Below are 21,752 nucleotides of genomic sequence, written 5' to 3' on the forward strand. Positions count from 1 at the left end.
CGTCACGTTGCTTCGGGGGAGTCAAGCACAGTGAAATCACACGCAACACCGTTGCCCGCACGTTCGTCGTCGGCCCGGTCTCTGGCCGGCCTCAGCCGGCGGGGTATGCTCCAGGGCGCGGGCGTCGGTGCCTCCGCGCTTCTGCTTGCCGCGTGCTCCAGCGCGCCGTCGGCCGCGCCGACCGCGGCGGTGGACAGGTCGGAGAAGCAGAAGTCGTTGCGGTTCGACAGTCGGGATACGTATCGGAACACGACGGGTGAGGATTATCCGTTGTTGGAGAAGTTCACTGAGGCGTCGGGGATCTCGGTGACGTATTCGAGTGCTGTCAGTGATGACAATGTGTATTACAGCAAGGTGAAGAACCAATTGAAGATGGGGCAGGACATCGGGGCGGATGCTTCGGTGTTGAGCGACTGGATGGCTGCGCGGTGGATCCGACTCGGCTACGTGCAGGACCTGAATCTCGACCGGATACCGAACCTGTCCGACATCCGATCACGGTTCGCGCTCCCGGACAACGACCCGCGCCGCAGCCTGTCGTTGCCGTGGCGCAGTGGTTTCACGGGGATCGCGTGGAACAAGGAGGAGTTGCCGGAGGGGCTGACGTCGGTGTCCGATCTGTGGGATCCGTCGCTGTCGGGCAAGGTGGGTGTGATGTCGGCGATGCGCGACACGCTGGGTCTCATCATGCTGGATGCGGGTGTCGACATCGAGGGCGCCGACTGGGGAGACTCCGAATTCACGTCGGCCGTGAACACCCTGCGCGCGCAGGTGACGGGCGGGCAGGTACGCGGAATCAAGGGCAACCAGTACAAGGAAGACCTCAAGAGCGGCAAGACGATCGCCGCAATCGCCAGGGCGGGAGACATCATGCAGATCAACGCAGAGGCCGGCGACAAGTGGGGATTCGCGATTCCCGCGAAGGGCGGCGTGCTCTGGAGCGATGTCGTCGTCATCCCGATCGGGTCGACCCACCGCAGCAACGCGGAGGACTTCATCAATTTCTACTACGACCCGATGAACGCGGTGCAGGTGGCCGCGGCGACGAACTTCATCTCCCCGGTCGACATCCGTCAGCTGGAGATCGATGTCCTCGATGAGGCGGTGTCGAGCAACCGGATGGTGTTCCCGACCCCCGTCACATTCGAGACCTCGCGCACGTTCCGGACGCTCTCGCAGGGCGAGGAACAACGGTACGGCGCCCAATACCAGACAGTGCTGCTGGCGGCATGATCATGAACGAGCTGCCGATGTCTTCGATGTCCACGCATCCGCTGTCGAGGAGGACCATGCTCCAGGGCGCAGGCGTCGGTGCCTCCGCGCTTCTGCTTGCCGCGTGCTCCAGCGCGCCGTCGGCCGCGCCGACCGCGGCGGTGGACAGGTCGGAGAAGCAGAAGTCGTTGCGGTTCGACAGTCGGGATACGTATCGGAACACGACGGGTGAGGATTATCCGTTGTTGGAGAAGTTCACTGAGGCGTCGGGGATCTCGGTGACGTATTCGAGTGCTGTCAGTGATGACAATGTGTATTACAGCAAGGTGAAGAACCAATTGAAGATGGGGCAGGACATCGGGGCGGATGCTTCGGTGTTGAGCGACTGGATGGCTGCGCGGTGGATCCGACTCGGCTACGTGCAGGAGATCGAGCGCAAGCGGATCACGAACTTCGAGAACATCCGTCTCCAGTTCCAGGACGCGTCGTATGACCCGGGGCGCAGGGCATCGTTGCCGTGGCGCAGTGGTTTCACGGGGGTCGCGTGGAACAAGGAGGAGTTGCCGGAGGGGTTGACGTCGGTGTCCGATCTGTGGGATCCGTCGCTGTCGGGCAAGGTGGGTGTGATGTCGGCGATGCGCGACACGCTGGGTCTCATCATGCTGGATGCGGGTGTCGACATCGAGGGCAAGGACTGGGGAGACGCCGAGTTCTCCAATGCCGTCAACACGCTCAGGACGCAGGTCAGCTCAGGGCAGGTCCGCAGCATCAAGGGCAACCAGTACAAGGAAGACCTCAAGAGCGGCAAGACGATCGCCGCAATCGCGCGTGTCGGCGATGTCATGCAGATCAACGCAGAGGCCGGCGACAAGTGGGGATTCGCCATCCCGGAGAAGGGCGGAGTGCTCTGGAGCGACGTCGTCGTCATCCCGATCGGGTCGACCCACCGCAGCAACGCGGAGGACTTCATCAACTTCTACTACGACCGTTCGAACGCGGTCAAAGTCGCGGCCGCGACGAGCTTCATCTCCCCGGTCGACGTGCGGCAGCCCGAGATCGGGACCATCCCGCAGGAGCTCTCCCGCAACCTCATGATCTTCCCGAGTGAGGCGACCTTCGCCACGACGAAGACGTTCCGGACGCTCTCGCAGGGCGAGGAGCAGCGCTACGGAGCGCAGTACCAGACGGTCCTTCTCGCCGGCGCGTAGACATCCGCTGCCCCGCTGTTGGGTAGGGTTGTCCGGTGACCCAGAATGAATGGTGGCGCTCCGCCGTCATCTACCAGGTGTACCCGCGATCCTTCTCCGACTCCGACGGCGACGGCCTCGGCGACCTCAAGGGCATCGCGAGTCGATTGCCCGCACTGCGCGACCTGGGCATCGACGCCGTGTGGCTGTCGCCGTTCTACACGTCGCCGCAGAACGACGCAGGATACGACGTCGCAGACTATCGCGATGTCGATCCACGATTCGGCACTCTCGCAGACTTCGACGATCTGATCGCGGAGGCGCACCGGCTGAAGCTCCGGGTGATCGTGGATCTCGTTCCCAACCACACCTCAGACCAGCACTCCTGGTTCCAGGCGGCTCTTGCGGCGCCTGAGGGCAGCCCTGAGCGCGCACGATACCTGTTTCGCGACGGCAAGGGCGCCGACGGCCATATTCCCCCGAACAACTGGGAGTCGGTCTTCGGCGGCAGGGCCTGGACGCGGGTCAACCGGCCGGATGGGACCCCCGGCCAGTGGTATCTCCACCTCTTCGACACCTCGCAGCCGGACCTCGACTGGCGCAATCCCTGGGTGCGCGAGCAGTTCCGCGGCATCCTGCGGTTCTGGCTCGACCGCGGCGTCGACGGGTTCAGGGTGGATGTCGCCCACGGGCTCATCAAGAAGGCGGGGCTTCCCGACTACACTCCGCCCAAGGGCGGCGCGAGCATGGGCGGCCACTCCAACACGCCGCCGTACTGGGCGCAGCCCGGCGTTCACGAGATCTACCGGGACTGGCGCGAACTCATCGACGAGTACCCCGGCGACCGCGTGCTGGTCGCCGAGGCGTGGGTCAACCCGCTGTCCGAACTCGCCCACTGGGTGAGGCCGGACGAGATGCACCAGGCGTTCAACTTCCAGTACCTCGAAGCGCCGTGGGATGCCGCGGAGATCCGCACGGTGATCAAGAACTCGCTCGCAGCGTTCGGTCACGTCGGGGCGCCGAGCACGTGGGTGCTGTCCAATCACGACGTCGTCCGCCACGCGTCACGACTCGCACTCGATGGGGACAACCCCCAGGGCTCCGGGATCGGCCCGAACTCACCCGAGAAGCCGAACCGGGTCATCGGACTCCGCAGGGCGCGCGCGGCGACACTGCTCATGCTTGCGCTGCCGGGGAGCGCGTACGTGTACCAGGGCGAGGAGCTCGGCCTCCCGGAGGACGTCGAACTCCCGGATTCCGCGCGTCAGGACCCCACCTGGTTCCGGACCGATCACGAGCGGTACGGTCGCGACGGCTGCCGGGTTCCGATCCCATGGGAGGCCGTGGCTCCGGCGTACGGGTTCAGCAACACGGGCAAGAGCTGGCTTCCGCAGCCGTCGGACTGGGCCGGATACGCGCGGGACTCGCAGGGCGGCGTGGCAGGATCCACGCTCGAACTGTACCGCTCTGCGCTGGCACTGCGGGCGAAGCAGAACCTCGGGGAAGGTGAACTGGAGTGGCTGCGGGGCTATCCGCACGAGGTCGTCGCGTTCCGGAACGGCGGAGTCGTGGTCATCTCCAATTTCGGGTCGGAGATCATCGCACTGCCCCGCGGAACCGTCGCACTGTCGTCCGAACCGATCACGAGGGAACTGCCGGGCGAGACCACGGTGTGGTTGATGGACGACGGCCGGTAGCCGGCAGGGGAGCCTGGGAGCTCTGCGTCGTCAGAATGCGACCCGAATCGCTCCCACCGGCACGCCGCCTCCGAGGACCTTCTCGGTCACGAGGCCGGAGACACGGTCCGATTCCGCGTGGGGGACGGCACCGGCACGCGCAAGGAGTTCAAGGGCCACGAGGCTCGTGATCCGGTGGCTGCCGTCCACGGACTTGAGCGCAACGGCGGTGCCGTCCGCGGCCCCCATCGCCATGACGCCTTCAGCGCCGCCCTTGCCGATGAATCCGGTTTCGTCGATCACCACGGTGTTCGGGCGTCCTGGACCCTCGATCGCCCACGCGTTCGCCCGGATCGCCGACGAGAGCCGTTCGGCGTCAGCATCCGGCCCCTTCGGAGCGACCCCGCGTGCACACCGGGAGAATGCCGTTGCGAGCCCACGCAGGCTGACAGCGAAGAGGGGAGCGCCGCATCCGTCGACGCCGACGTGGCCGACCGGTTCGCCGGTGAACTCCTCGATGGTGGCGCGCACGCGCACCTGCAGTGGATGCTCCGGGTCGAGGTAGGTCTCGATCGGCCAGCCGTTCTGGACGCACGCCAGCAGGAACGCAGCGTGCTTTCCGGAGCAGTTCATGGTGATACGGCGCTTCTCGCCGCTCGTGCGCGCGATCGCCGCGGCGTCGACGTCTCCCGGCCAGTCGAGCGGGCACTGCAGGGCGTCCTCGGTCAGGCCGGCGCTCGAGAGCATCCCGGACACGACGGCGACGTGGGCCGGGGTGCCGGAGTGGCTCGCGGAGGCGAGCACGAGGGCTGCGCCCTCGAGAGGCACTCCCGACCGCAGTACGGTGATCGCCTGGAACGGCTTGAGCGACGACCGCGGATACACGAGGGCGTCGATGTCACCGAGCGAGTTCACGACCTCCCCGTCGGCGTTCACGACGACAGCGGCGCCGAGGTGACGGGACTCGACGAGCCCGTTCCGCTCGACGCGGGCGAGCTCGACGACGCCGTCCGCGCCGAGCGAGTGCCTGTCAGCGAGGCCGGTCACAGCGTGGCGAGCGCGTCCTCGATCACGCTGATCGCGTCCAGGAGCTGCGCATCGGTGACGGCGAGGCTCGGCAGGAAGCGGATGACGTTGCCCATCGTTCCCGCCGTGAGGAGGATGACGCCGTGCTGGAACGCGTACGTCGAGATCGCCGCGACGGCGGCAGCGTTCGGTTCTTTCGTCGTCGTGCCCGTGCCCGGTTGCACGAACTCGATCGCGATCATCGCGCCGATGCCGCGCACGTCCCCGATGATGTCGTGCGAGGACTGGAGGCGGCGCAATTCGGGAACGAGCGTGTTCTCGATCCGCGTCGCCTCGGCGAGGAGGCCGCGAGACTCGATCGAATCGAAGACGGCGACCGCAGCGGCGGTGGCGACGGGGTTTCCGCCGAACGTTCCACCGAGGCCGCCGGGGTGTGAGGCGTCCATGATCTCGGCACGGCCGGTGACGGCGGCGAGCGGGAGCCCGCCGGCGATTCCCTTGGCGGACAGCACGAGATCCGGAATCAGCCCGAAGTGCTCGCTCGAGAAGTACCTGCCCGTGCGGGCCATCCCGGCCTGGATCTCGTCGGCGATGAAGACGATGCCGTTGTCCGTGCACCACTTCTGCAGCGCGGGAAGGTAGCCGTCGGCGGGCACCATGAACCCGCCCTCGCCCTGGATCGGCTCGACGACGAGGCACGCGAGGTCGGATGCCCCTGCCGTCTTCTCGAGGAACGCGATCGTGCGTGCAGCGGCCTGCGCGCCCGTCAAACCGTCTCGGTACGGGTACGAGTTCGGCGCGTGATGGATGTCGCCGGCGAAGGGCCCGAATCCGAGCTTGTACGGCATCGACTTGTAGTTCATGGCCATGGTCAGGTTCGTGCGGCCGTGGAACGCGTGATCGAGTACCGCGACCGCTTTGCGGCCGGTGTACTTGCGCGCGATCTTGACGCCGTTCTCGACCGCCTCCGCCCCGGAGTTCACGAGTACGGACTTCTTGGCGAAGTCGCCGGGCGTGTGCTCCGCGAGCAGCTCTGCGACGCGAACGTAGCCTTCGTACGGCGTGATCGTGAAGAGGCCGTGGGTGAGCTGCCCCACCTGCTCGCGAGCGGCGGCGACGACGGAGTCGTCCGTGTGGCCGATCGTCGTGACGCCGATGCCGGATCCGAGGTCGATGAACTGGTTCCCGTCGACGTCGACGACGATGGCGCCGTGGGCGCGCTCGATGTAGATGGGGAATCCGGATGCGGCGCCGCTGGCGACCACCGCGTTGCGACGCTCGTGGATGGCGTTCGAACGTGGGCCGGGGATGGAGGTCACGACGCGGCGCTCGGTCGGGAAACCAGCCGAACCGGAGGCCGAGGACGCCGTCGAGGACGGCGCGGAAACGGTGGGAGCAAGCGTGTCAGTCATAGTGATCTCAGTCTAGCTCCGGCGGTGCCGGGATCGCCGGTGGTAGCGTGCTGACCGTGGGACCTGAACATCGCTATGAGACGACGATCGAGTGGCTGGGCAATCGGGGCACCGGTACGAGCGGTTACCGGGATTACGGCCGCGAGCTGCTCCTGAGCGCCGAGGGCAAGCACACGATCGAGGCATCCGCCGACCGCACCTTTCACGGCGATGCTGACCGCTGGAACCCGGAGGAACTCCTTGTCGCCGCACTGAGCCAGTGCCACATGCTCAGTTACCTCCACGTCGCGGTCATGCGGGGAGTCGTCGTCACGGCGTATCGGGACACGGCCATCGGCACCATGGAGGAGACCGGGGATGGCGGCGGCCGCTTCACCGATGTCCTCCTCCGGCCGATCGTGACGATAGCCTCCGCGGACATGATGGATGCGGCGATCGACGCGCACGTCGATGCGAACCGCAAGTGCTTCATCGCCAACTCGGTGAACTTCCCCGTACGGCATGAGTCCAGCTTCGTCCTCGGCTGACCGGCTATGCTCTGCGAGTGCTCAAAGTAATCCCCTCCATCACGGTCGGCGCCATGGTCGCGCTCTCGCTCGTGGCCTGCAGTTCTCCCGGCGACACGTCTTGTGACGCGACGCCGCCCGGTTCCCACTCGACGTCGGTCACGGTGTCGGGCAAGTTCGGGAGTGAGCCGAAGGTCACGATGCCGCCCGCATTCGACGTCTCGAAGACGGAGCGCAGTGTCCTGATCAACGGATCCGGCGCGCCGGCGCAGAGCGGCGATGCGGTCGACGTGCACTACACGATGTACAACGCATCCACGGGAAAGCAGATCGAGCTGGCGCCGGGGACGACCTGGCAGGAGGCGAAATTCGTCACGAATAACGCTCAGAAGGAATCACTTCCTGGCCTGTACAGCTCCCTGTTGTGCTCACACGAGGGCGACCGGGTGGTTTCCGCCATCCCGTCGAGCGAGCTCTTCGGCCACACGCAGACGGACATGTCCGGCGCGGGGATCGGCCCGACCGACACCCTCGTCTTCATCTTCGATGTGAGCGGCGTGGGACCCGCTCCAAGCCCGTCGCCTGCCCCGTCGACGACGCCGCAGCCGCTCCCGACGCCCGCAGCGTGGGAGACAGATGTGCCGAAGGTCGACCTCGGCGGCGATGTCCCCGTCGTGACCCTGCCGAAGGCGGATGCCCCGACGAAACTGCTTCTCAAAGTCATCAAGGAGGGCACCGGCGACGTCGTGACGGAGAACTCGACCGTGACCTTCGACTACCAGGGCACATCCTGGAACACCGGGAAGATCTTCGACCAGAGCTACACCCGCGGAGAGCCGGCGACCTTCCCGGTCGGACAACTCGTCCAGGGGTTCACAGCGGCCATGGTCGGCCAGAAGGTGGGCGCCACCGTGCTCGTCTCCGTCCCCCCGGTGTACGGATACGGTGACGGCGCGATCAACGACCAGAATCTCGTCGGCCAGACCCTCGTGTTCCTCATCCAGATTCGCAAGTCGGCGTAACAGCACGGCGGGTACCCTCACACCATGGAAACCGTCGGGCTCTACATCCTCGGCATCGTGATCGTCGCGCTCGGGCTCGCGATCTCGATCGCATTGCATGAGCTCGGGCACCTCATCCCGGCGAAACTGTTCGGGGTGCGCGTCGGCCAGTACATGATCGGATTCGGGCCGACGCTGTGGTCGCGCAAGCGCGGCGAGACGGAATACGGGGTCAAGGCGATCCCCCTCGGCGGGTACATCTCCATGGCGGGCATGTTCCCGCCGGTCAAGCCGGGCGGAAGAGGACGCACCGCGAGCACCGGCTTCTTCCAGACCATGGTGCAGGATGCCCGGACTTCCAGCGCAGACTCTGTGCTGGACGGCGAAGAGCACCGCACGTTCTACGGGCTCGCCGTCTGGAAGCGGATCATCATCATGCTCGGCGGGCCGTTCATGAACCTCGTCATCGCGTTCGTCCTGTTCGCGGTCGTGCTCAGCGGATTCGGTGTCCAGCAGGTCAGCACGACGATCGGAAGCGTGAGCAAGTGCCTCATCGCGGCCACGAGTTCGCAGACCGAATGCGCGGCAGGCGACCCCGCTGCTCCGGCCGCGCAGGCGGGAATCAAGCCGGGCGACAGGCTCGTGAGCATCAACGGGACCCCCGTCACCGAGTGGACGGATGCGACGGCGGTCATCCAGCGGTCCCCTTCCCGGCCCCTCGACCTCGTGGTGGAGCGGGATGGCGCGCCTCTGAGCATCACCGTGACCCCTGCGCTCACCCAGCGCTACGTCTACGACAGCGCGGGCAAGGTCGAGAACGGGCCGGATGGCACGCCGCTCACGCAGGACGTCGGCATGCTCGGGATCACCGCGGCCTATGAGTACGTCCCCCAGCCGATCACCGCTGTGGCCCCCGCCGTGGGTGCCAACATCGTGGCCGTGGGAAACATCATCCTGCATCTGCCCCAGCGGCTCGTGGACGTGTGGAATGCGGCCTTCGGGTCCCAGGCGCGCGATCCGAACGGGCCGATCAGCGTCGTCGGTGTCGGTCGTATCGCGGGGGAGGTCACGAGTATCAACACCATCCCCGTCGCCGACAGGGCCGCGTATCTCATCGGGCTCGTCGGCTCCGTGAACGTCGCGCTGCTCGTGTTCAACCTCATCCCGCTCATGCCGCTCGACGGGGGCCACGTCGCTGGTGCCCTGTGGGAGGGTGTCCGGAGGTTGTTCGCCAAGGTGTTCAAGCGGCGCGACCCCGGGCCGGTCGACACCGCGAAGGTGATTCCGCTGACGCTCGCCGTCGTCATCCTGCTCGGAGGAATGAGCCTGTTGCTCATCTACGCGGACATCGTGAAGCCGATCACCATACTGTGACTCAGGGCCGACTGAGCAGCAGCGCCTCGCCCTGACCGCCACCGCCGCACAAGGACACGGCCGCGCGGCCGGTTCCCCTCCGCTTGAGCTCGTACGCCGCGTGCAGTGCCAGGCGAGCACCGGATGCGCCGATCGGGTGGCCGAGCGCTATCGCGCCGCCGTGGACGTTCACAATGTCATTGCTGAGACCGAGCGCCCGACTCGAATGCACCGACACGGCGGCGAAGGCCTCGTTGATCTCGACGAAGTCGAGGTCGCCCGTCTCCCACCCTCCGCGCTCCAGGGCGGCGGAGATGGCACGCGCCGGCTGGGCGTGCAGCGAGTTGTCCGGGCCGGCGACCTGGCCTGCCGCACCGACGAGCGCGAGCCACTCGAGACCGTGGGCTTCTGCGTAGTCGCGACTGGCCACGATGAGAGCGGCGGCACCGTCACTGATCTGCGAGGAGTTCCCGGCCGTGATGGTCCCCTCGGGGTTGAACGCCGGCTTGAGCGTCGACAGCGATTCCAGGGTGCTGTCCGCCCGAATCCCCTCGTCGGCCGCGACGACGGTGTCGCCCTTCCGACCGTGGATCGTGACCGGGACGATCTCCTCGGCCAGGAGCTCCGCGGCCGCCGCTGCGCGTTGATGCGATGCCGCCGCGACCTTGTCCTGGTCGCTGCGGGAGATGCCGAGCGGCAGATTGTGGCGCTCGGTCGAGAGGCCCATGGAGTCGTGATCGAAGGCATCCGTCAACCCGTCGTACGCCATGTGGTCGAGGGCTTCGATGCTCCCGTACTGCCACCCCTTGCGCGAGCCCATGAGCAGGTGCGGCGCATTGCTCATGGATTCCTGCCCTCCGACGGCGACGACCTCCGCCTCGCCGGTGCGGATGATGCGCGCGGCGTCGATGACGGCGGTGAGTCCCGACAGGCACAGCTTGTTGATCGTGACGGCGGGAACGTCCCAGCCGATGCCCGCGGCGATGGATGTCTGCCTGGCCGGGCCCTGGCCGAGACCGGCCTGCAGCACCTGGCCGAAGATGACGGCGTCGATGTCGGCGACATCCACTCCTGAGCGCTCGATGGCCGCGCGCAGCGCCGCTGCGCCGAGTTCGACGGCGGTGAGGGAGGAGAGGGCGCCATTGAGCCTCCCGAGGGGCGTTCGCGCTCCGGCAAGGATGACGACGTCGCGCTGGTTCATGTGTTCTCCATTGAAATGTGCGAGAAAGACTGTGTCCTGTTGACACTCTATCGCGTCCCGGGGTAGTTTACTGAGACCTGAATCGTCTGTCATGTATGGACGGTTTCCCACGACACCACAGCATGAAAGGCAGTCAAATGCGAGTAAGTAAGAAGTACCTTGCTCCGGCCATCCTGGCCGTTGCGGGTCTGGCGCTCGCCGGATGCGCGCCAACGGAGCAGGCAAATCCCGGCGCCGATCTCGCTCCGGTCAAGGTGGCGATCATCACCTCGACGACGGGCCCGCTCGCCGGGTACGGCGCCGAGTACACGCAAGGCTTCAAGGCCGGCCTCGACTACGCCACCGACGGCACAGGCAAGGTCGACGGGCGCGCCCTCGACATCAGCTACGTCGATGACGCAGGCGATGCGGACAAGGCCGTGTCCGCCGCGAAGGATGCGATCGGCGGCGGAACGCAGATCATCGCCGGCACCGCGTCATCCGGCATCGCGCTCGCGGTTGCCGAGCAGGCCGCGCAGAACAAGATCCTCTACATCTCGGGGCCCGCCGCAGCCGATGCGATCACCGGCGTCAACGAGTACACCTTCCGCTCCGGACGCCAGACGATGCAGGACGTCGCCACCGCAGGAACGTTCGTCGGCGACCTCGCCGGCAAGAAGGTGCTGGTCTTCGCACAGGACACCGCGTTTGGCCAGGGCAACGTCGCCGGCGTGACCGCGGTCCTCGGTGCGAAGGGTGCGACCGTCACGGGCGAGCTCGTCCCCGAGGATGCCACCGAGTTCACGCCGTTCGCCCAGAAGGTCAGCGACGCGAACCCCGACATGGTGTTCGTCGCATGGGCCGGTGCGACGACCGGTGCCATGTGGCAGGCGCTCTCGCAGCAGGGCATCTTCGAGAAGTTCCCGGTCGTGACCGGTCTCGGCGACATCGCGAGCTTCGGAGCGTACGGTGAGGCGAGTGAGAAGATCAGCTTCCTGAACCACTACTTCGGTGGAGCGGCAGGTACGGACATCGAGAAGACGATGATCACGTACCTCGACAAGAACGGCGAGAAGGCCGACCTGTTCACCCCGGACGGGTTCGTCGCAGCGCAGATGATCGTGCACGCGATCAAGGAGGGCGGCGGTGACGATGTCGCGAAGATGATCAAGTCCCTCGAGGGCTGGAGCTTCGACTCCGTCAAGGGCAAGCTCACGATCCGCGCCGAGGACCACGCGCTCCTGCAGCCGATGTTCCAGGCGAAGTTGAAGGCATCCGGCGACACGTATGTGCCGGAGCTCATCAAGATCGTCGACGCAGACACTGTCGCACCCCCGGTGACGAAGTAACATCTGCACACCATGACCGATAACCAGCCCGTGCTCGCCGCTGAGCACCTCAGCCTCCAGATCGGCGGCGCGCGCATCCTCGACGATGTGTCGCTGTCGGTCTCGGCGGGGGAGATGCTCGGCGTCATCGGACCGAACGGAGCGGGGAAGACCACCCTGTTCAACCTGATCTCAGGAGTGATCGCCCCCACCTCGGGGACGATCCGCCTGGATGGGCGTGACGTCACGAACGAGCAGATCCACGCGCGAGCGCGGGCCGGCCTCGGCCGAACCTTCCAGACGTCGAGCCTGTTCAACGGCTTGTCCGCGCTGGAGAACGTGAGGCTCGCCGCCCAGGTCGAACTGGGCGGCAGTCTCTCCATCCTTCGGTTTCCGCACCGCGGCGACCGGGCGACATCCGTCGCACTCGAACGGCTCGACGAGGTCGGACTCGCGCACCACGCCGACACCGACGCCGGAGTGCTCTCCCACGGGGACAAGCGCAAGCTCGAGATCGCGATGCTCCTCGCAACGGATCCCAAGGTCATCCTTCTCGATGAACCGATGGCCGGGGTCGCCTCCGGCGATGTCCCAGGGCTCGTCGAGGTCATCCGCGGGCTCCACAAGGGTGCCGGGCGCACCGTGCTCATGGTCGAGCACCACATCGAGGTCATCCTCGGGCTCGTCGACACGGTCGCGGTCATGCACCACGGCCAGGTGCTCGCGCACGACACACCGGATGCCGTCATGGCGAACCCCGCCGTCCAGAACGCCTACCTCGGAGACGTCGCATGAGTGATCCGATCCTCTCCGTGCGCGGGCTCAGCGCACGCATCGCCGGCCAGCAGGTCGTCGAAGACGTCACGTTCGACGTTCCGGCCACCGGGGTGACGGCGCTTCTCGGCAGAAACGGCGTCGGGAAGACGAGCACGATCAAGGGTGTACTCGGGCTCATCGAGCGCCGCGGAGAGGTCACGTTCAGGGCGGGAGGCAGCGCGGTTCGCCTCGATCGGCTGCGCACCCACCGCATCGTGCAGCTCGGTATCGGCTACGTCCCCGAGGACCGCGAGGTGTTCTCCAAGCTCACCGTCGCCGAGAACCTGCGCCTCGCGGAACGGAGCTCCGACCCCCGCCGCGAGTTCGTCGCGGAACTGTTCCCGGATCTCGTGGCGAGGTCGAACCAGCTCGCCGGCACCCTCTCCGGCGGCCAGCAGCAGATGCTCTCGCTCGGACGAGCACTCATCAACACCAACACGCTCCTCCTCGTGGACGAGCCGACGAAGGGGCTCGCACCGATCATCGTGTCCGAGGTCGCCGCGGCGCTCGCGGAGGCGGCCAAGACCGTTCCTGTCCTGCTCGTCGAGCAGAACCTCCAGGTGGTTCGCCAGTTGGCGACCGACTCCATCGTGATCGAGGGCGGCCGGGTCGTCCACACCGGGCCGGCAGCACAGCTCCTCGACGACGAGGACATGATCCGGAGGTTCCTCGGGGTGCACGGCGAGACGACCGGAGCGGGGGCAACGGCATGAGCACCGTCATCCTGCTCCTCATCACCGGGCTCGGACTCGGCGCACTGTACTTCCTCGTGGCATCCGGCCTCTCGCTCATCTACGGCCTCATGGGCGTCCTGAACTTCGCCCACGGTTCCTTCCTCACCCTCGGCGCCTTCGCCGGCTGGGAACTCGCCCGCAGGACGGGTGCAGACAACTGGCTGAGCTTCGTCGCCTCGGTGCTGCTCGGCGCGGTCGTCGGTGCGGTGTTCGCTGCGCTCACGGAACTCCTCCTCATTCGCAGGCTCTACGAACGCCACATCGAACAGGTGCTCGTGACCGTCGGGCTCGCCCTCTCCTCCGTGGCCCTGTTCGACGGGATCTGGGGCACTGACCCCGTCTACGTGAGCGGGCCGAGCTGGATGGGAGGGACGACGGATGTCTTCGGCGCGTCGATCCCGAACAATCGATTCGTCCTGATCCTGGCCGCGGTACTCGTGCTCCTCGGGATCGTCCTCTTCCTCAAGTACACGCGCTTCGGTCTCATCATCCGCGCCGGCGTCGAGAACCGGTCCATGGTGACCGCACTCGGCATCGATGTCAGGCGCGCCTTCACCGTGGTCTTCGCCATCGGCGGGGCGGCCGCGGGGATCGGCGGCGTGCTCGCCGCGAGCTACTACGGCTACGTGTCGTCCAGCATCGGTGGTTCGCTCCTCATCTTCGCGTTCATCGTGACGGTCATCGGCGGACTCGGTTCGCTGAGCGGCGCCGCGATCGCCGCCGCACTCGTGGCAGTGCTGCAGCAGTTCGCGAACTTCTACCTCGGCGGGACGGGCGACTTCGTGGTCGTACTCCTGCTCGCCGTCGTGCTGCTGGTGCGGCCGTCGGGACTCCTGGGGAGCAAGGCATGACGCGCGTGAGATCGTTCCTGTCGCAGCCACTCGTGAAGTGGGGGCTCGCCGGCATCCTCGTGGCATTCCTTGCCATCGTGCCGATGCTCGCGATCGACATCCCCGGCGTCTTCCCCGGTCCGACCTACACGCCGGGGACGCTCCAGCTGCTGGCCTTCAGCATGCTCATCGCATCCCTTGCCCTGAGCTATCACCTCATCTTCGGAGTGGCGGGGCTCCTGTCGTTCGGGCACGCGCTGTACTTCGCGATCGGCGCGTACGGCCTCGGGATCACGCTTCGCCATTTCGGGCTGGAGCTCCTGCCGGCGATCGTCGTCACGTTCGTCGCCGGCCTCTTCGTCGCTGCGGCGGTGGGGGCCCTGAGCCTTCGCGTCACAGGCATCTCGTTCGCGATGGTCACTCTCGCGTTCGCGCAGGCCGGTTCCGTCCTCGTGCGCAAGAACCCGGGAAAGCTCACGGGAGGCGATGAGGGACTCGCGCTCGACACGACACACGTCCCCGACTTCTTCATCGGGGTGCTGCAGACCAAGAACCTGTACTGGCTGTGCCTCGGCGTCCTCGTCCTGGTGTTCCTCGTGACGTCCTGGTTCGAACGCTCCCGCGCAGGGCACGTCGTCGCGGCGACGCGGGAGAACGAACTGCGGGTCCGCGTCATCGGTATTCGCCCGTACTTCGTGAAACTGCTGACGTTCGTCATCGGCGGCGTTCTCGCGACCCTCGTCGGGATGGCGTACCTCCTGCTCCAGAGCAGTGCGACCCAGAAGCTCGTGTCGGCCGACTTCACCCTCACGCTCCTGGTGATCGTGGTGCTCGGTGGGGTGGGATACCGGTGGGGTGCGGTCATCGGAGGCATCGTCTACACGTTCCTCGACCAGCGGCTGACCGCGTTCGCGTCCTCCGATGCCGTGAGCGGGCTGCCGGACATCCTGCGGGTGCCGCTCTCGCAGCCGCTGTTCATTCTCGGTACGTTGTTCATTCTGGTGGTTCTGTTCCTGCCCGGCGGCATCGCCGGGGTCGGGGCGAGGCTGTCCAGGAGTCGGATGCGCGCCGACGAGCCTCGCACAGTGCTGGAGGAGCTCACGTGACAGACGGATTGCACACCCTCGGCCGCTGGACGCGCGACCGTGCGGTCGCCACGCCGGATCGGGTCGCGGTCGACGACCGCGGCGTCGTCCTGACCTACCGCGAGTTGGATGCTCGGGCGAGCGCACTCGCCGCGGCCCTGCTCGATCGCGGTTACGGAGTCGGAGACCGGATCGCCACGATCACCGGCAACAGCGCGGACCACGTCGTGGTGTTCTTCGCGTGCGCGAAGGCCGGGCTCGTGCTCGTACCGCTCTCCTGGCGCCTCTCGCCCCGCGAGCTCGCGCTGCAGCTCGAGCAGGCGGATCCCGCTCTCCTGCTCGTCGAGGACGAGTTCACGACGCTCGCGAATGCGACGAGGAAACGTCTGGTTGCACCCCTGGCCGTGCAGGGACTGGGAGCGGGGAGCATCGAGGCGAACGTTCCGCATCCGACGCGGAACTCGCTCGGCGAACCACCCGTGCGGCGCGAGGTGCGCGACGACGATGCGCTACTCATCATCTTCACCTCCGGAACGCAGGGGGCGGCGCGCGGCGCGATCCTGACGCACGCGAACTGCTTCTGGACCAACCTCGCGCTCTCGCGGACCGCGGAGATCACGAGCTCGGACACCGTGCTGGCCGTCATGCCGCAGTACCACGTCGGCGGCTGGAACGTGCAGCCGCTTCTGGCCTGGTGGGTAGGTGCGACCGTCGTGCTCGAGCGCACGTTCGACCCGGGGCGGGTGCTCCAGCTCATCCAGGAGCGGCGCATCACGACGACCATGGGCGTTCCCGCCAATTACCTGTTCCTGTCCGAGCATCCTTCGTTCGCCGCCGCAGACCTGTCGAGCCTGCGGCACGCCATCGTCGGCGGCGCTCCGATGCCGGAACCGCTCCTGCGCACCTGGCACTCCCGGGGCGTTGCTCTCACGCAGGGCTACGGGCTCACCGAGGCGAGCCCGAACGTGCTGTGCCTCCCGGATGAGGACGCTCGGACGAAGGTGGGCCTCGCCGGCAAACCGTACCCCCACGTCGAGGTCGCCGTGGCCGACCCCGTGACGGGCGAGGAGCTCGACGGGGATGCGGTGGGCGAACTCCTGGTTCGAGGGCCGAGCGTGTTCCCTGGCTACTTCCGGGCCCCCGAGTCGACGGCCGCGGCCCTGCGCGACGGATGGCTTCACACCGGAGATCTGGTCCACCGCGACTCTGACGGGTACTTCCGGGTCGTCGACCGGATCTCCGACATCTACATCTCCGGAGGCGAGAGCATCGCCCCCACCGAGGTCGAGGCGGCCATCGCCTCGCATCCGGCTGTCGCGGAGGTGGCCGTCGTCGGCGTCCCGGACGGGCGATGGGGAGAGGTCGGCATCGCCCATGTCGTCCTCCGCCAGGGCCGAGTGACGGACGAGCACGAACTTCTCGAGCACTGCGCGACGCAGTTGGCGTCCTACAAGCTGCCGAAGCGTATCCTCTTCGTCCGGAGCATCCCCCGGTCGACGGGCAACAAGGTGCTGCGGCGCCTGCTCGTCGATGAGTACGTCGCAACGCGCGAGCAGGAGGTCGCGCGATGACCGATGCACCCCGCACAGAGCGCGGCAACCGCACGCGCGCGAAACTCCTCGTCGCGGCCGAGGCGGTGTTCGCCGAATGCGGATATTCCGACGCGTCGATCGTGCGGATCACCGAGGCGGCCGGAGTCGCGCAGGGAACCTTCTACCTCTACTTCACCAGCAAACTGGAGATCTTCGAGGAGCTCGTCGAAGACCTCAACCGCCGGGTCCGCCACGCCATGACGGAGGCTGCGGCCGGATCGGCATCCAGGATCGAATCGGAGCGTGCCGGGTTCCGCGCGTTCTTCGAGTTCACCGCGGAACATCCCGCGCTGTACCGCATCGTCCGTGAAGCGGAGTTCGTCTCCCCGAGCGCACTGCGGCTGCACTATTCGCGCATCGTCGAGGGGTACATCAGCGGTCTCGGTGGCGCTCAGCAGCAGGGCGAGGTCGGCGACTTCGACCCGGAGATCGTCGCCTGGATCCTCATGGGCATCGGCGAGATGGTCGGAATGCGGTGGGTGCTCTGGGGCAACGAGGAGGCCGCCGGCGCCCCGAACGACCCGACGGCGAGCGGTACATCGACCGTTCCGCAGGAGGTCTTCGAGCAGATGATGCAGTTCATTCAGCGTGGACTCGGCGCACCGTCCGGTGGCCGGCAAGGGGAAGCCGTCGGGGTGCACTCCGCCGGTGTCGAACAGGGGGAGGACATCCGATGACGGACCTCAGTGGACAGCGAGCACTCGTGACGGGCGGTGCGAGCGGGATCGGCGCCGCGTGCGCGTCCGCCTTCGCCGCAGCGGGCGCCCACGTGATCGTCGCCGACCTGAACGGCGACGCGGCGAACGAGCTGGCGGGAAAGCTCGGGGGGGAGGCGTGGCAGGTCGACCTCAGCGACACGCGTGCGCTCGCCGATCTCACACTCGACGTCGACATCCTCGTCAACAACGCCGGCGTACAGCACGTGAGTCCGATCGAGGACTTCGATCCCGAACGGTTCTCGTTCATTCTGAGGCTCATGCTCGAGTCGCCGTTCCTCCTCATCCGAGCGGCGCTCCCGAAGATGTACGAACGCGGCCACGGGCGGATCATCAACATCTCCTCGGCACACGGGTTGCGGGCATCCGCCTTCAAGTCGGCCTATGTCGCGGCCAAACACGGCCTCGAGGGACTCTCCAAGGTGACGGCGCTCGAGGGCGGGCCGCACGGGGTGACGAGCAACTGCATCAACCCGTCGTATGTGCGCACGCCCCTCGTCGAGAAGCAGATCGCAGACCAGGCGCGCATCCACGGCATCCCGGAGTCGGATGTCGTCGAGAAGGTCATGCTCGCGGAGATCGCGATCAAGCGCCTCGTGGAGCCGGGGGAGGTGGGCGACCTCGCCCTGTGGCTCGCCGGTGGCACGGCGGGGATGGTCACCGGCGCCTCCTACACGATGGATGGGGGGTGGACGGCGCGATGACCGACGGTTTCGAGTCCACGTACCGGCGCACGGCCGTTCCCGTGCGCGGCGGTGAGCTGACCGTGGGGCACTGGGGGCCGGAGGACGGCCCGGTCGTTCTCGCAGTGCACGGTGTGACGGCCAGCCACCTGGCCTGGCCGCTCGTGGCCGCGGGCCTTCCCGGGGCCCGCGTCATCGCGCCGGACCTTCGTGGGCGGGGCAGGAGCAACGAACTCCCCGGACCGTGGGGGATGCCGCAGCACGCGGATGACCTGGCCGACGTTCTCGACGCGCTCGGTGTCGACTCCGCGGTCGTGGTCGGGCACTCGATGGGCGCATTCGCCTCCCTCGTCTTCGCGAACCGCCATCCGGACAAGGTGTCCTCGCTCGTTCTCATCGACGGGGGGCTGCCGCTCCCCACGCCCGCGGGCCTGAGCGACGACGAGGTCATGAGGGCGACCCTGGGCCCGGCCGCCGACCGGCTGTCCATGACGTTCGCGTCGCGCGAAGCGTATCGGGAGTTCTGGCGGCACCACCCGGCGTTCGCCGAAGACTGGAACCCCCTCATCGAGGACTATCTCGACTACGACCTCGTCGGCGAGGAACCGAACCTCCGGCCGTCGAGCTCCTATGAGGCCGTCGCGGCGGACTCGATCGAGCTGCGGGGAGGCGAATCGCTGCTTCGGGCGCTTCGCGAGCTCTCGCATCCGACGACGTTCATCTCCGCTCCGCGCGGACTCATGAACGAGATTCCCCCGCTCTACCCTGAGGCGGCGATCGCCGAGTGGAGGGAGAAGCTGCCGGGCCTGGCGACCGTCGCCGCGGAAAATGTCAACCACTATACGATCGTGATGGCGGAGGACGGGGCCAGACTGGTGGCAGCGAACATCCGTGCGGCGCTGGATGCCGTGCACAACAGTTCGGCGCGTGACGAGGAGGTCAAGCGGACATGAGCATGAACAAGACGGTCGCGTCGGCGGCGGAGGCGATCGCCGGAATCGGCGACGGGGCGAGCATCGCCGTCGGCGGGTTCGGCCTCTCCGGCAATCCCATGGTCCTCATCACGGCGATCCTCGCGGCGGGCGCGAAAGATCTCTCGGTCGTCAGCAACAACTGCGGAGTCGACGACTGGGGGCTCGGAGTGCTGTTGAAGGCGCACCGGATCCGCAAGATGACGTCGTCCTACGTGGGGGAGAACAAGGAGTTCGAACGCCAGTTCCTCAGCGGAGAGCTCGAGCTCGAACTCACCCCGCAGGGCACGCTCGCCGAGAAGCTCCGCGCGGGCGGCTCCGGGGTGGCCGCGTTCTTCACCCCGACCGGGGTGGGCACCCAGGTCGCTGAAGGCGGCTTGCCGCGGAAGTACGCTGCCGACGGCAGCGTCGACGTCCCGTCCCCTGCCAAAGAGGTCCGGGTGTTCGAGTTCGGCGGTCGAGAACGGGAGTTCGTGCTCGAGGAGGCCATCACGACGGACTTCGCCATCATCCACGCACTGAGGGGTGACACGCACGGCAACCTCGTGTTCAACAAGGCCGCACGCAATTTCAACCCCGTCGCGGCCATGGCCGGGCGCGTGTGCATCGCGGAGGTCGAGGAGCTCGTGGAGCCGGGAAGCATCGACCCCGACTCCGTGCACCTCCCAGGCGTCTACGTCCACCGCGTGCTCGAGGTCGGCGCGGATGTCGAGAAACGCATCGAGCGGCGCACCGTGAGGGAGAGCTGACATGGGACTCACACGCGATGAGATGGCGGCGAGGGCCGCGAAGGAGCTTCAGGACGGCACATACGTCAATCTGGGGATCGGGCTCCCCACGCTCGTCCCGAACTATGTTCCGGATGGCGTGACCGTCATCCTGCAGTCGGAGAACGGCATCCTGGGGGTCGGCCCGTACCCGACAGAGGATGCGGTGGATCCGGACCTCATCAACGCCGGCAAGGAGACCGTGACCCTGTTGCCGGGGTCGGCGTTCTTCGACTCGGCGATGAGTTTCGGCATGATCCGCGGCGGAAAGATCGATGCGGCGATCCTCGGTGCGATGCAGGTTTCGGCGTCCGGAGACCTGGCGAACTGGATGATCCCCGGCAAGATGGTCAAGGGACCAGGCGGCGCCATGGATCTCGTGCACGGCGCCGGCACGCTCATCGTGCTCATGGAGCATGTCGCCAAGGACGGTTCGGCGAAGATCGTCAACCACTGCTCGCTGCCGCTCACCGGTCGGGGAGTCGTGAACCGCATCATCACCGACCTTGCCGTCATCGACGTGACCCCCGATGGTCTCGTGTTGCGCGAGCTCGCCCCCGGCGTGACGGTCGACGAGGTGCGCGCCGCGACGGAACCGAAGCTCATTCTCGGAGAGGGACTCGCGTGACCGGAACCCTTCTGGACGGGATCACCGCCCGCACGGTCGACACGGACCGTTACCGGGCGAACATCCTCGAGCGGGCCGGAAGCGGCGACGGGTTGCCCGTCGTGTTCGTGCACGGCAATGTTTCGTCGTCCCTGTTCTGGCAACCGACGATGCTGCGGCTGCAGCCCGAGCGCTGGGCGATCGCGATCGACCTCCGCGGCTTCGGTGACAGCGAGACGGTCGACGTTGACGCCACTCGCGGACTGCGGGACTACTCCGACGATGTCGCAGCCGTGCTGCGCACACTCGGGGTCGAGTCGGCGAACTTCGTGGGCTGGAGCATGGGCGGCGGTGTCGTCATGCAGCTCATACTCGACCACAACGAGCTCGTGGCGTCCGCACTCCTCCAGGCTCCGGTGTCGCCCTACGGATTCGGCGCGACGGCGGGCCCGGATGGCCGGCTCCTGACTCCGGATGCCGCGGGCTGCGGTGCTGGGGGAGCAAACCCCGATTTCGTGGCGCGGCTCGCCGCGGGCGATACGAGCGCCGACGAGCAGACCTCGCCGCGCAGCGTCTACCGCAGCTCCTACGTGAAGCCCGGCTTCGTGTCCGAGTACGAAGACCTCTGGGTCGAGTCGATGCTCTCCACGAAGACCGGTGACGGCAGCTACCCCGGCACGTCGGTCGCGAGCGAGAACTGGCCTGGATCTGCCCCGGGTGCCAAGGGCATCCTCAACACGATGGCGCCGACCGTTTTCGACGCCTCCGGCATCGTCGACCTCGATCGCAAACCCCCGATCACCTGGATCCACGGCGCCGACGACGCGATCGTCTCGGACGCCTCCTTCTTCGACCTCAACTACCTTGGCCAGCTCGGCATCATCCCCGGCTGGCCGGGCGAGGACGCCGCTCCGCCGCAGCCCATGGTCACCCAGACCCGGACGGTCTTCGAGGCCTACCGCGCGGCGGGCGGGGAGTACACCGAGGTCGCGCTCGAGAACTGCGGGCACTCGCCGCAGCTCGAGCATCCGGCGGAGTTCGACGCCGCCCTCGCGGCCATCCTGCGCTGA

General features: G+C 67.1%; 21 protein-coding genes. 18 read left to right on the forward strand and 3 right to left on the reverse strand.

Annotated features, from left to right (window positions below; translation table 11 throughout):
- Positions 1–105: 105 nt before the first annotated feature.
- The 3 genes from BKA04_RS11360 to BKA04_RS11370 are packed head-to-tail and all read left to right on the forward strand — an operon-like array spanning position 106 to position 4,096.
- Positions 106–1,233, forward strand: coding sequence for an ABC transporter substrate-binding protein (locus BKA04_RS11360; RefSeq protein ID WP_183320701.1), 1,128 nt, complete (start codon positions 106–108; stop codon positions 1,231–1,233).
- 2 nt (positions 1,234–1,235) lie between these two features.
- Positions 1,236–2,420 (forward strand): ABC transporter substrate-binding protein, encoded by a 1,185-nt coding sequence (locus BKA04_RS11365; RefSeq protein ID WP_232842187.1) that lies wholly within the window; start codon positions 1,236–1,238, stop codon positions 2,418–2,420.
- A gap of 35 nt (positions 2,421–2,455) precedes the next feature.
- Positions 2,456–4,096, forward strand: coding sequence for a glycoside hydrolase family 13 protein (locus tag BKA04_RS11370; RefSeq protein ID WP_104094487.1), 1,641 nt, complete (start codon positions 2,456–2,458; stop codon positions 4,094–4,096).
- A 30-nt stretch (positions 4,097–4,126) separates the two neighbouring features.
- On the opposite strand, the gene BKA04_RS11375 is transcribed toward BKA04_RS11370, so the two are convergent.
- Positions 4,127–5,122 carry an asparaginase gene (locus BKA04_RS11375; RefSeq protein ID WP_104094488.1) on the reverse strand — a complete coding sequence of 332 codons (996 nt, stop codon included), beginning with the start codon at positions 5,120–5,122 and terminating at the stop codon, positions 4,127–4,129.
- The gene (gene gabT / locus BKA04_RS11380; protein WP_104094489.1) at positions 5,119–6,513 is read right to left on the reverse strand and encodes a 4-aminobutyrate--2-oxoglutarate transaminase; all 1,395 of its coding nucleotides are present in this window, start codon (positions 6,511–6,513) and stop codon (positions 5,119–5,121) included. The genes BKA04_RS11375 and gabT overlap by 4 nt, the downstream gene beginning before the upstream one ends.
- A 56-nt stretch (positions 6,514–6,569) precedes the next feature.
- Between gabT and BKA04_RS11385 the strand changes: the two genes are divergently transcribed.
- Genes BKA04_RS11385 through BKA04_RS11395 form a run of 3 tightly spaced genes read left to right on the forward strand, consistent with a single transcriptional unit; the run spans position 6,570 to position 9,394 of the window.
- Positions 6,570–7,040, forward strand: a complete 471-nt coding sequence (locus BKA04_RS11385) for an OsmC family protein (protein WP_104096515.1) — start codon at positions 6,570–6,572, stop codon at positions 7,038–7,040.
- A gap of 17 nt (positions 7,041–7,057) precedes the next feature.
- Complete coding sequence (locus BKA04_RS12320) at positions 7,058–8,041, forward strand: FKBP-type peptidyl-prolyl cis-trans isomerase (protein ID WP_134542200.1); 984 nt, start codon at positions 7,058–7,060, stop codon at positions 8,039–8,041.
- Between the two features lie 24 nt (positions 8,042–8,065).
- Positions 8,066–9,394, forward strand: coding sequence for a M50 family metallopeptidase (locus BKA04_RS11395; protein ID WP_104094491.1), 1,329 nt, complete (start codon positions 8,066–8,068; stop codon positions 9,392–9,394).
- Position 9,395: 1 nt separating this feature from the next.
- On the opposite strand, the gene BKA04_RS11400 is transcribed toward BKA04_RS11395, so the two are convergent.
- Positions 9,396–10,574 (reverse strand): acetyl-CoA C-acetyltransferase, encoded by a 1,179-nt coding sequence (locus tag BKA04_RS11400; protein ID WP_104094492.1) that lies wholly within the window; start codon positions 10,572–10,574, stop codon positions 9,396–9,398.
- 137 nt (positions 10,575–10,711) lie between these two features.
- Here BKA04_RS11400 and BKA04_RS11405 point away from each other — a divergent pair, with 137 nt between their 5' ends.
- Genes BKA04_RS11405 through BKA04_RS11460 form a run of 12 tightly spaced genes read left to right on the forward strand, consistent with a single transcriptional unit; the run spans position 10,712 to position 21,752 of the window.
- Positions 10,712–11,902: a substrate-binding domain-containing protein gene (locus tag BKA04_RS11405; RefSeq protein WP_104094493.1), complete on the forward strand. Its 1,191-nt coding sequence runs from the start codon at positions 10,712–10,714 to the stop codon at positions 11,900–11,902.
- 12 nt (positions 11,903–11,914) lie between these two features.
- The gene (locus BKA04_RS11410) at positions 11,915–12,676 is read left to right on the forward strand and encodes an ABC transporter ATP-binding protein (protein WP_104094494.1); all 762 of its coding nucleotides are present in this window, start codon (positions 11,915–11,917) and stop codon (positions 12,674–12,676) included.
- Positions 12,673–13,410 (forward strand): ABC transporter ATP-binding protein, encoded by a 738-nt coding sequence (locus BKA04_RS11415; RefSeq protein ID WP_104094495.1) that lies wholly within the window; start codon positions 12,673–12,675, stop codon positions 13,408–13,410. The genes BKA04_RS11410 and BKA04_RS11415 overlap by 4 nt, the downstream gene beginning before the upstream one ends.
- Positions 13,407–14,282, forward strand: a complete 876-nt coding sequence (locus BKA04_RS11420) for a branched-chain amino acid ABC transporter permease (protein WP_104094496.1) — start codon at positions 13,407–13,409, stop codon at positions 14,280–14,282. Before BKA04_RS11415 ends, BKA04_RS11420 begins: the two co-directional genes overlap by 4 nt.
- Positions 14,279–15,367 carry a branched-chain amino acid ABC transporter permease gene (locus BKA04_RS11425; protein ID WP_104094497.1) on the forward strand — a complete coding sequence of 363 codons (1,089 nt, stop codon included), beginning with the start codon at positions 14,279–14,281 and terminating at the stop codon, positions 15,365–15,367. Before BKA04_RS11420 ends, BKA04_RS11425 begins: the two co-directional genes overlap by 4 nt.
- Entirely contained in the window at positions 15,364–16,917 is a 1,554-nt protein-coding gene (locus BKA04_RS11430; RefSeq protein ID WP_104094498.1) for an AMP-binding protein, read from the forward strand. Before BKA04_RS11425 ends, BKA04_RS11430 begins: the two co-directional genes overlap by 4 nt.
- Positions 16,914–17,615 carry a TetR/AcrR family transcriptional regulator gene (locus BKA04_RS11435; RefSeq protein WP_104094499.1) on the forward strand — a complete coding sequence of 234 codons (702 nt, stop codon included), beginning with the start codon at positions 16,914–16,916 and terminating at the stop codon, positions 17,613–17,615. The genes BKA04_RS11430 and BKA04_RS11435 overlap by 4 nt, the downstream gene beginning before the upstream one ends.
- Positions 17,612–18,358 carry a 3-hydroxybutyrate dehydrogenase gene (locus tag BKA04_RS11440; RefSeq protein ID WP_104094500.1) on the forward strand — a complete coding sequence of 249 codons (747 nt, stop codon included), beginning with the start codon at positions 17,612–17,614 and terminating at the stop codon, positions 18,356–18,358. The genes BKA04_RS11435 and BKA04_RS11440 overlap by 4 nt, the downstream gene beginning before the upstream one ends.
- Positions 18,355–19,290 (forward strand): alpha/beta fold hydrolase, encoded by a 936-nt coding sequence (locus BKA04_RS11445; protein WP_104096516.1) that lies wholly within the window; start codon positions 18,355–18,357, stop codon positions 19,288–19,290. The genes BKA04_RS11440 and BKA04_RS11445 overlap by 4 nt, the downstream gene beginning before the upstream one ends.
- Complete coding sequence (locus tag BKA04_RS11450) at positions 19,287–20,057, forward strand: CoA transferase subunit A (RefSeq protein ID WP_104094501.1); 771 nt, start codon at positions 19,287–19,289, stop codon at positions 20,055–20,057. The genes BKA04_RS11445 and BKA04_RS11450 overlap by 4 nt, the downstream gene beginning before the upstream one ends.
- 1 nt (position 20,058) lies before the next feature.
- Entirely contained in the window at positions 20,059–20,703 is a 645-nt protein-coding gene (locus tag BKA04_RS11455; RefSeq protein WP_174719799.1) for a CoA transferase subunit B, read from the forward strand.
- Positions 20,700–21,752, forward strand: a complete 1,053-nt coding sequence (locus BKA04_RS11460; RefSeq protein ID WP_104094502.1) for an alpha/beta hydrolase — start codon at positions 20,700–20,702, stop codon at positions 21,750–21,752. The genes BKA04_RS11455 and BKA04_RS11460 overlap by 4 nt, the downstream gene beginning before the upstream one ends.

The sequence above is a fragment of the Terrimesophilobacter mesophilus genome, from assembly GCF_014200375.1.
Taxonomy (GTDB): Bacteria; Actinomycetota; Actinomycetes; order Actinomycetales; family Microbacteriaceae; genus Terrimesophilobacter; species Terrimesophilobacter mesophilus.

Bases quoted from the DNA above. Each gene is read 5' to 3' on its own strand.
- BKA04_RS11400 (WP_104094492.1), bottom strand. From the start codon at position 10,574: ATGAACCAGCGCGACGTCGTCATCCTTGCCGGAGCGCGAACGCCCCTC.
- BKA04_RS11445 (WP_104096516.1), top strand. From the start codon at position 18,355: ATGACCGACGGTTTCGAGTCCACGTACCGGCGCACGGCCGTTCCCGTG.
- BKA04_RS11420 (WP_104094496.1), top strand. From the start codon at position 13,407: ATGAGCACCGTCATCCTGCTCCTCATCACCGGGCTCGGACTCGGCGCA.
- BKA04_RS11425 (WP_104094497.1), top strand. From the start codon at position 14,279: ATGACGCGCGTGAGATCGTTCCTGTCGCAGCCACTCGTGAAGTGGGGG.
- BKA04_RS11415 (WP_104094495.1), top strand. From the start codon at position 12,673: ATGAGTGATCCGATCCTCTCCGTGCGCGGGCTCAGCGCACGCATCGCC.
- BKA04_RS11435 (WP_104094499.1), top strand. From the start codon at position 16,914: ATGACCGATGCACCCCGCACAGAGCGCGGCAACCGCACGCGCGCGAAA.
- BKA04_RS11405 (WP_104094493.1), top strand. From the start codon at position 10,712: ATGCGAGTAAGTAAGAAGTACCTTGCTCCGGCCATCCTGGCCGTTGCG.
- BKA04_RS11410 (WP_104094494.1), top strand. From the start codon at position 11,915: ATGACCGATAACCAGCCCGTGCTCGCCGCTGAGCACCTCAGCCTCCAG.
- BKA04_RS11450 (WP_104094501.1), top strand. From the start codon at position 19,287: ATGAGCATGAACAAGACGGTCGCGTCGGCGGCGGAGGCGATCGCCGGA.
- BKA04_RS11360 (WP_183320701.1), top strand. From the start codon at position 106: ATGCTCCAGGGCGCGGGCGTCGGTGCCTCCGCGCTTCTGCTTGCCGCG.
- gabT (WP_104094489.1), bottom strand. From the start codon at position 6,513: ATGACTGACACGCTTGCTCCCACCGTTTCCGCGCCGTCCTCGACGGCG.
- BKA04_RS11455 (WP_174719799.1), top strand. From the start codon at position 20,059: ATGGGACTCACACGCGATGAGATGGCGGCGAGGGCCGCGAAGGAGCTT.
- BKA04_RS11395 (WP_104094491.1), top strand. From the start codon at position 8,066: ATGGAAACCGTCGGGCTCTACATCCTCGGCATCGTGATCGTCGCGCTC.
- BKA04_RS11365 (WP_232842187.1), top strand. From the start codon at position 1,236: ATGAACGAGCTGCCGATGTCTTCGATGTCCACGCATCCGCTGTCGAGG.
- BKA04_RS11440 (WP_104094500.1), top strand. From the start codon at position 17,612: ATGACGGACCTCAGTGGACAGCGAGCACTCGTGACGGGCGGTGCGAGC.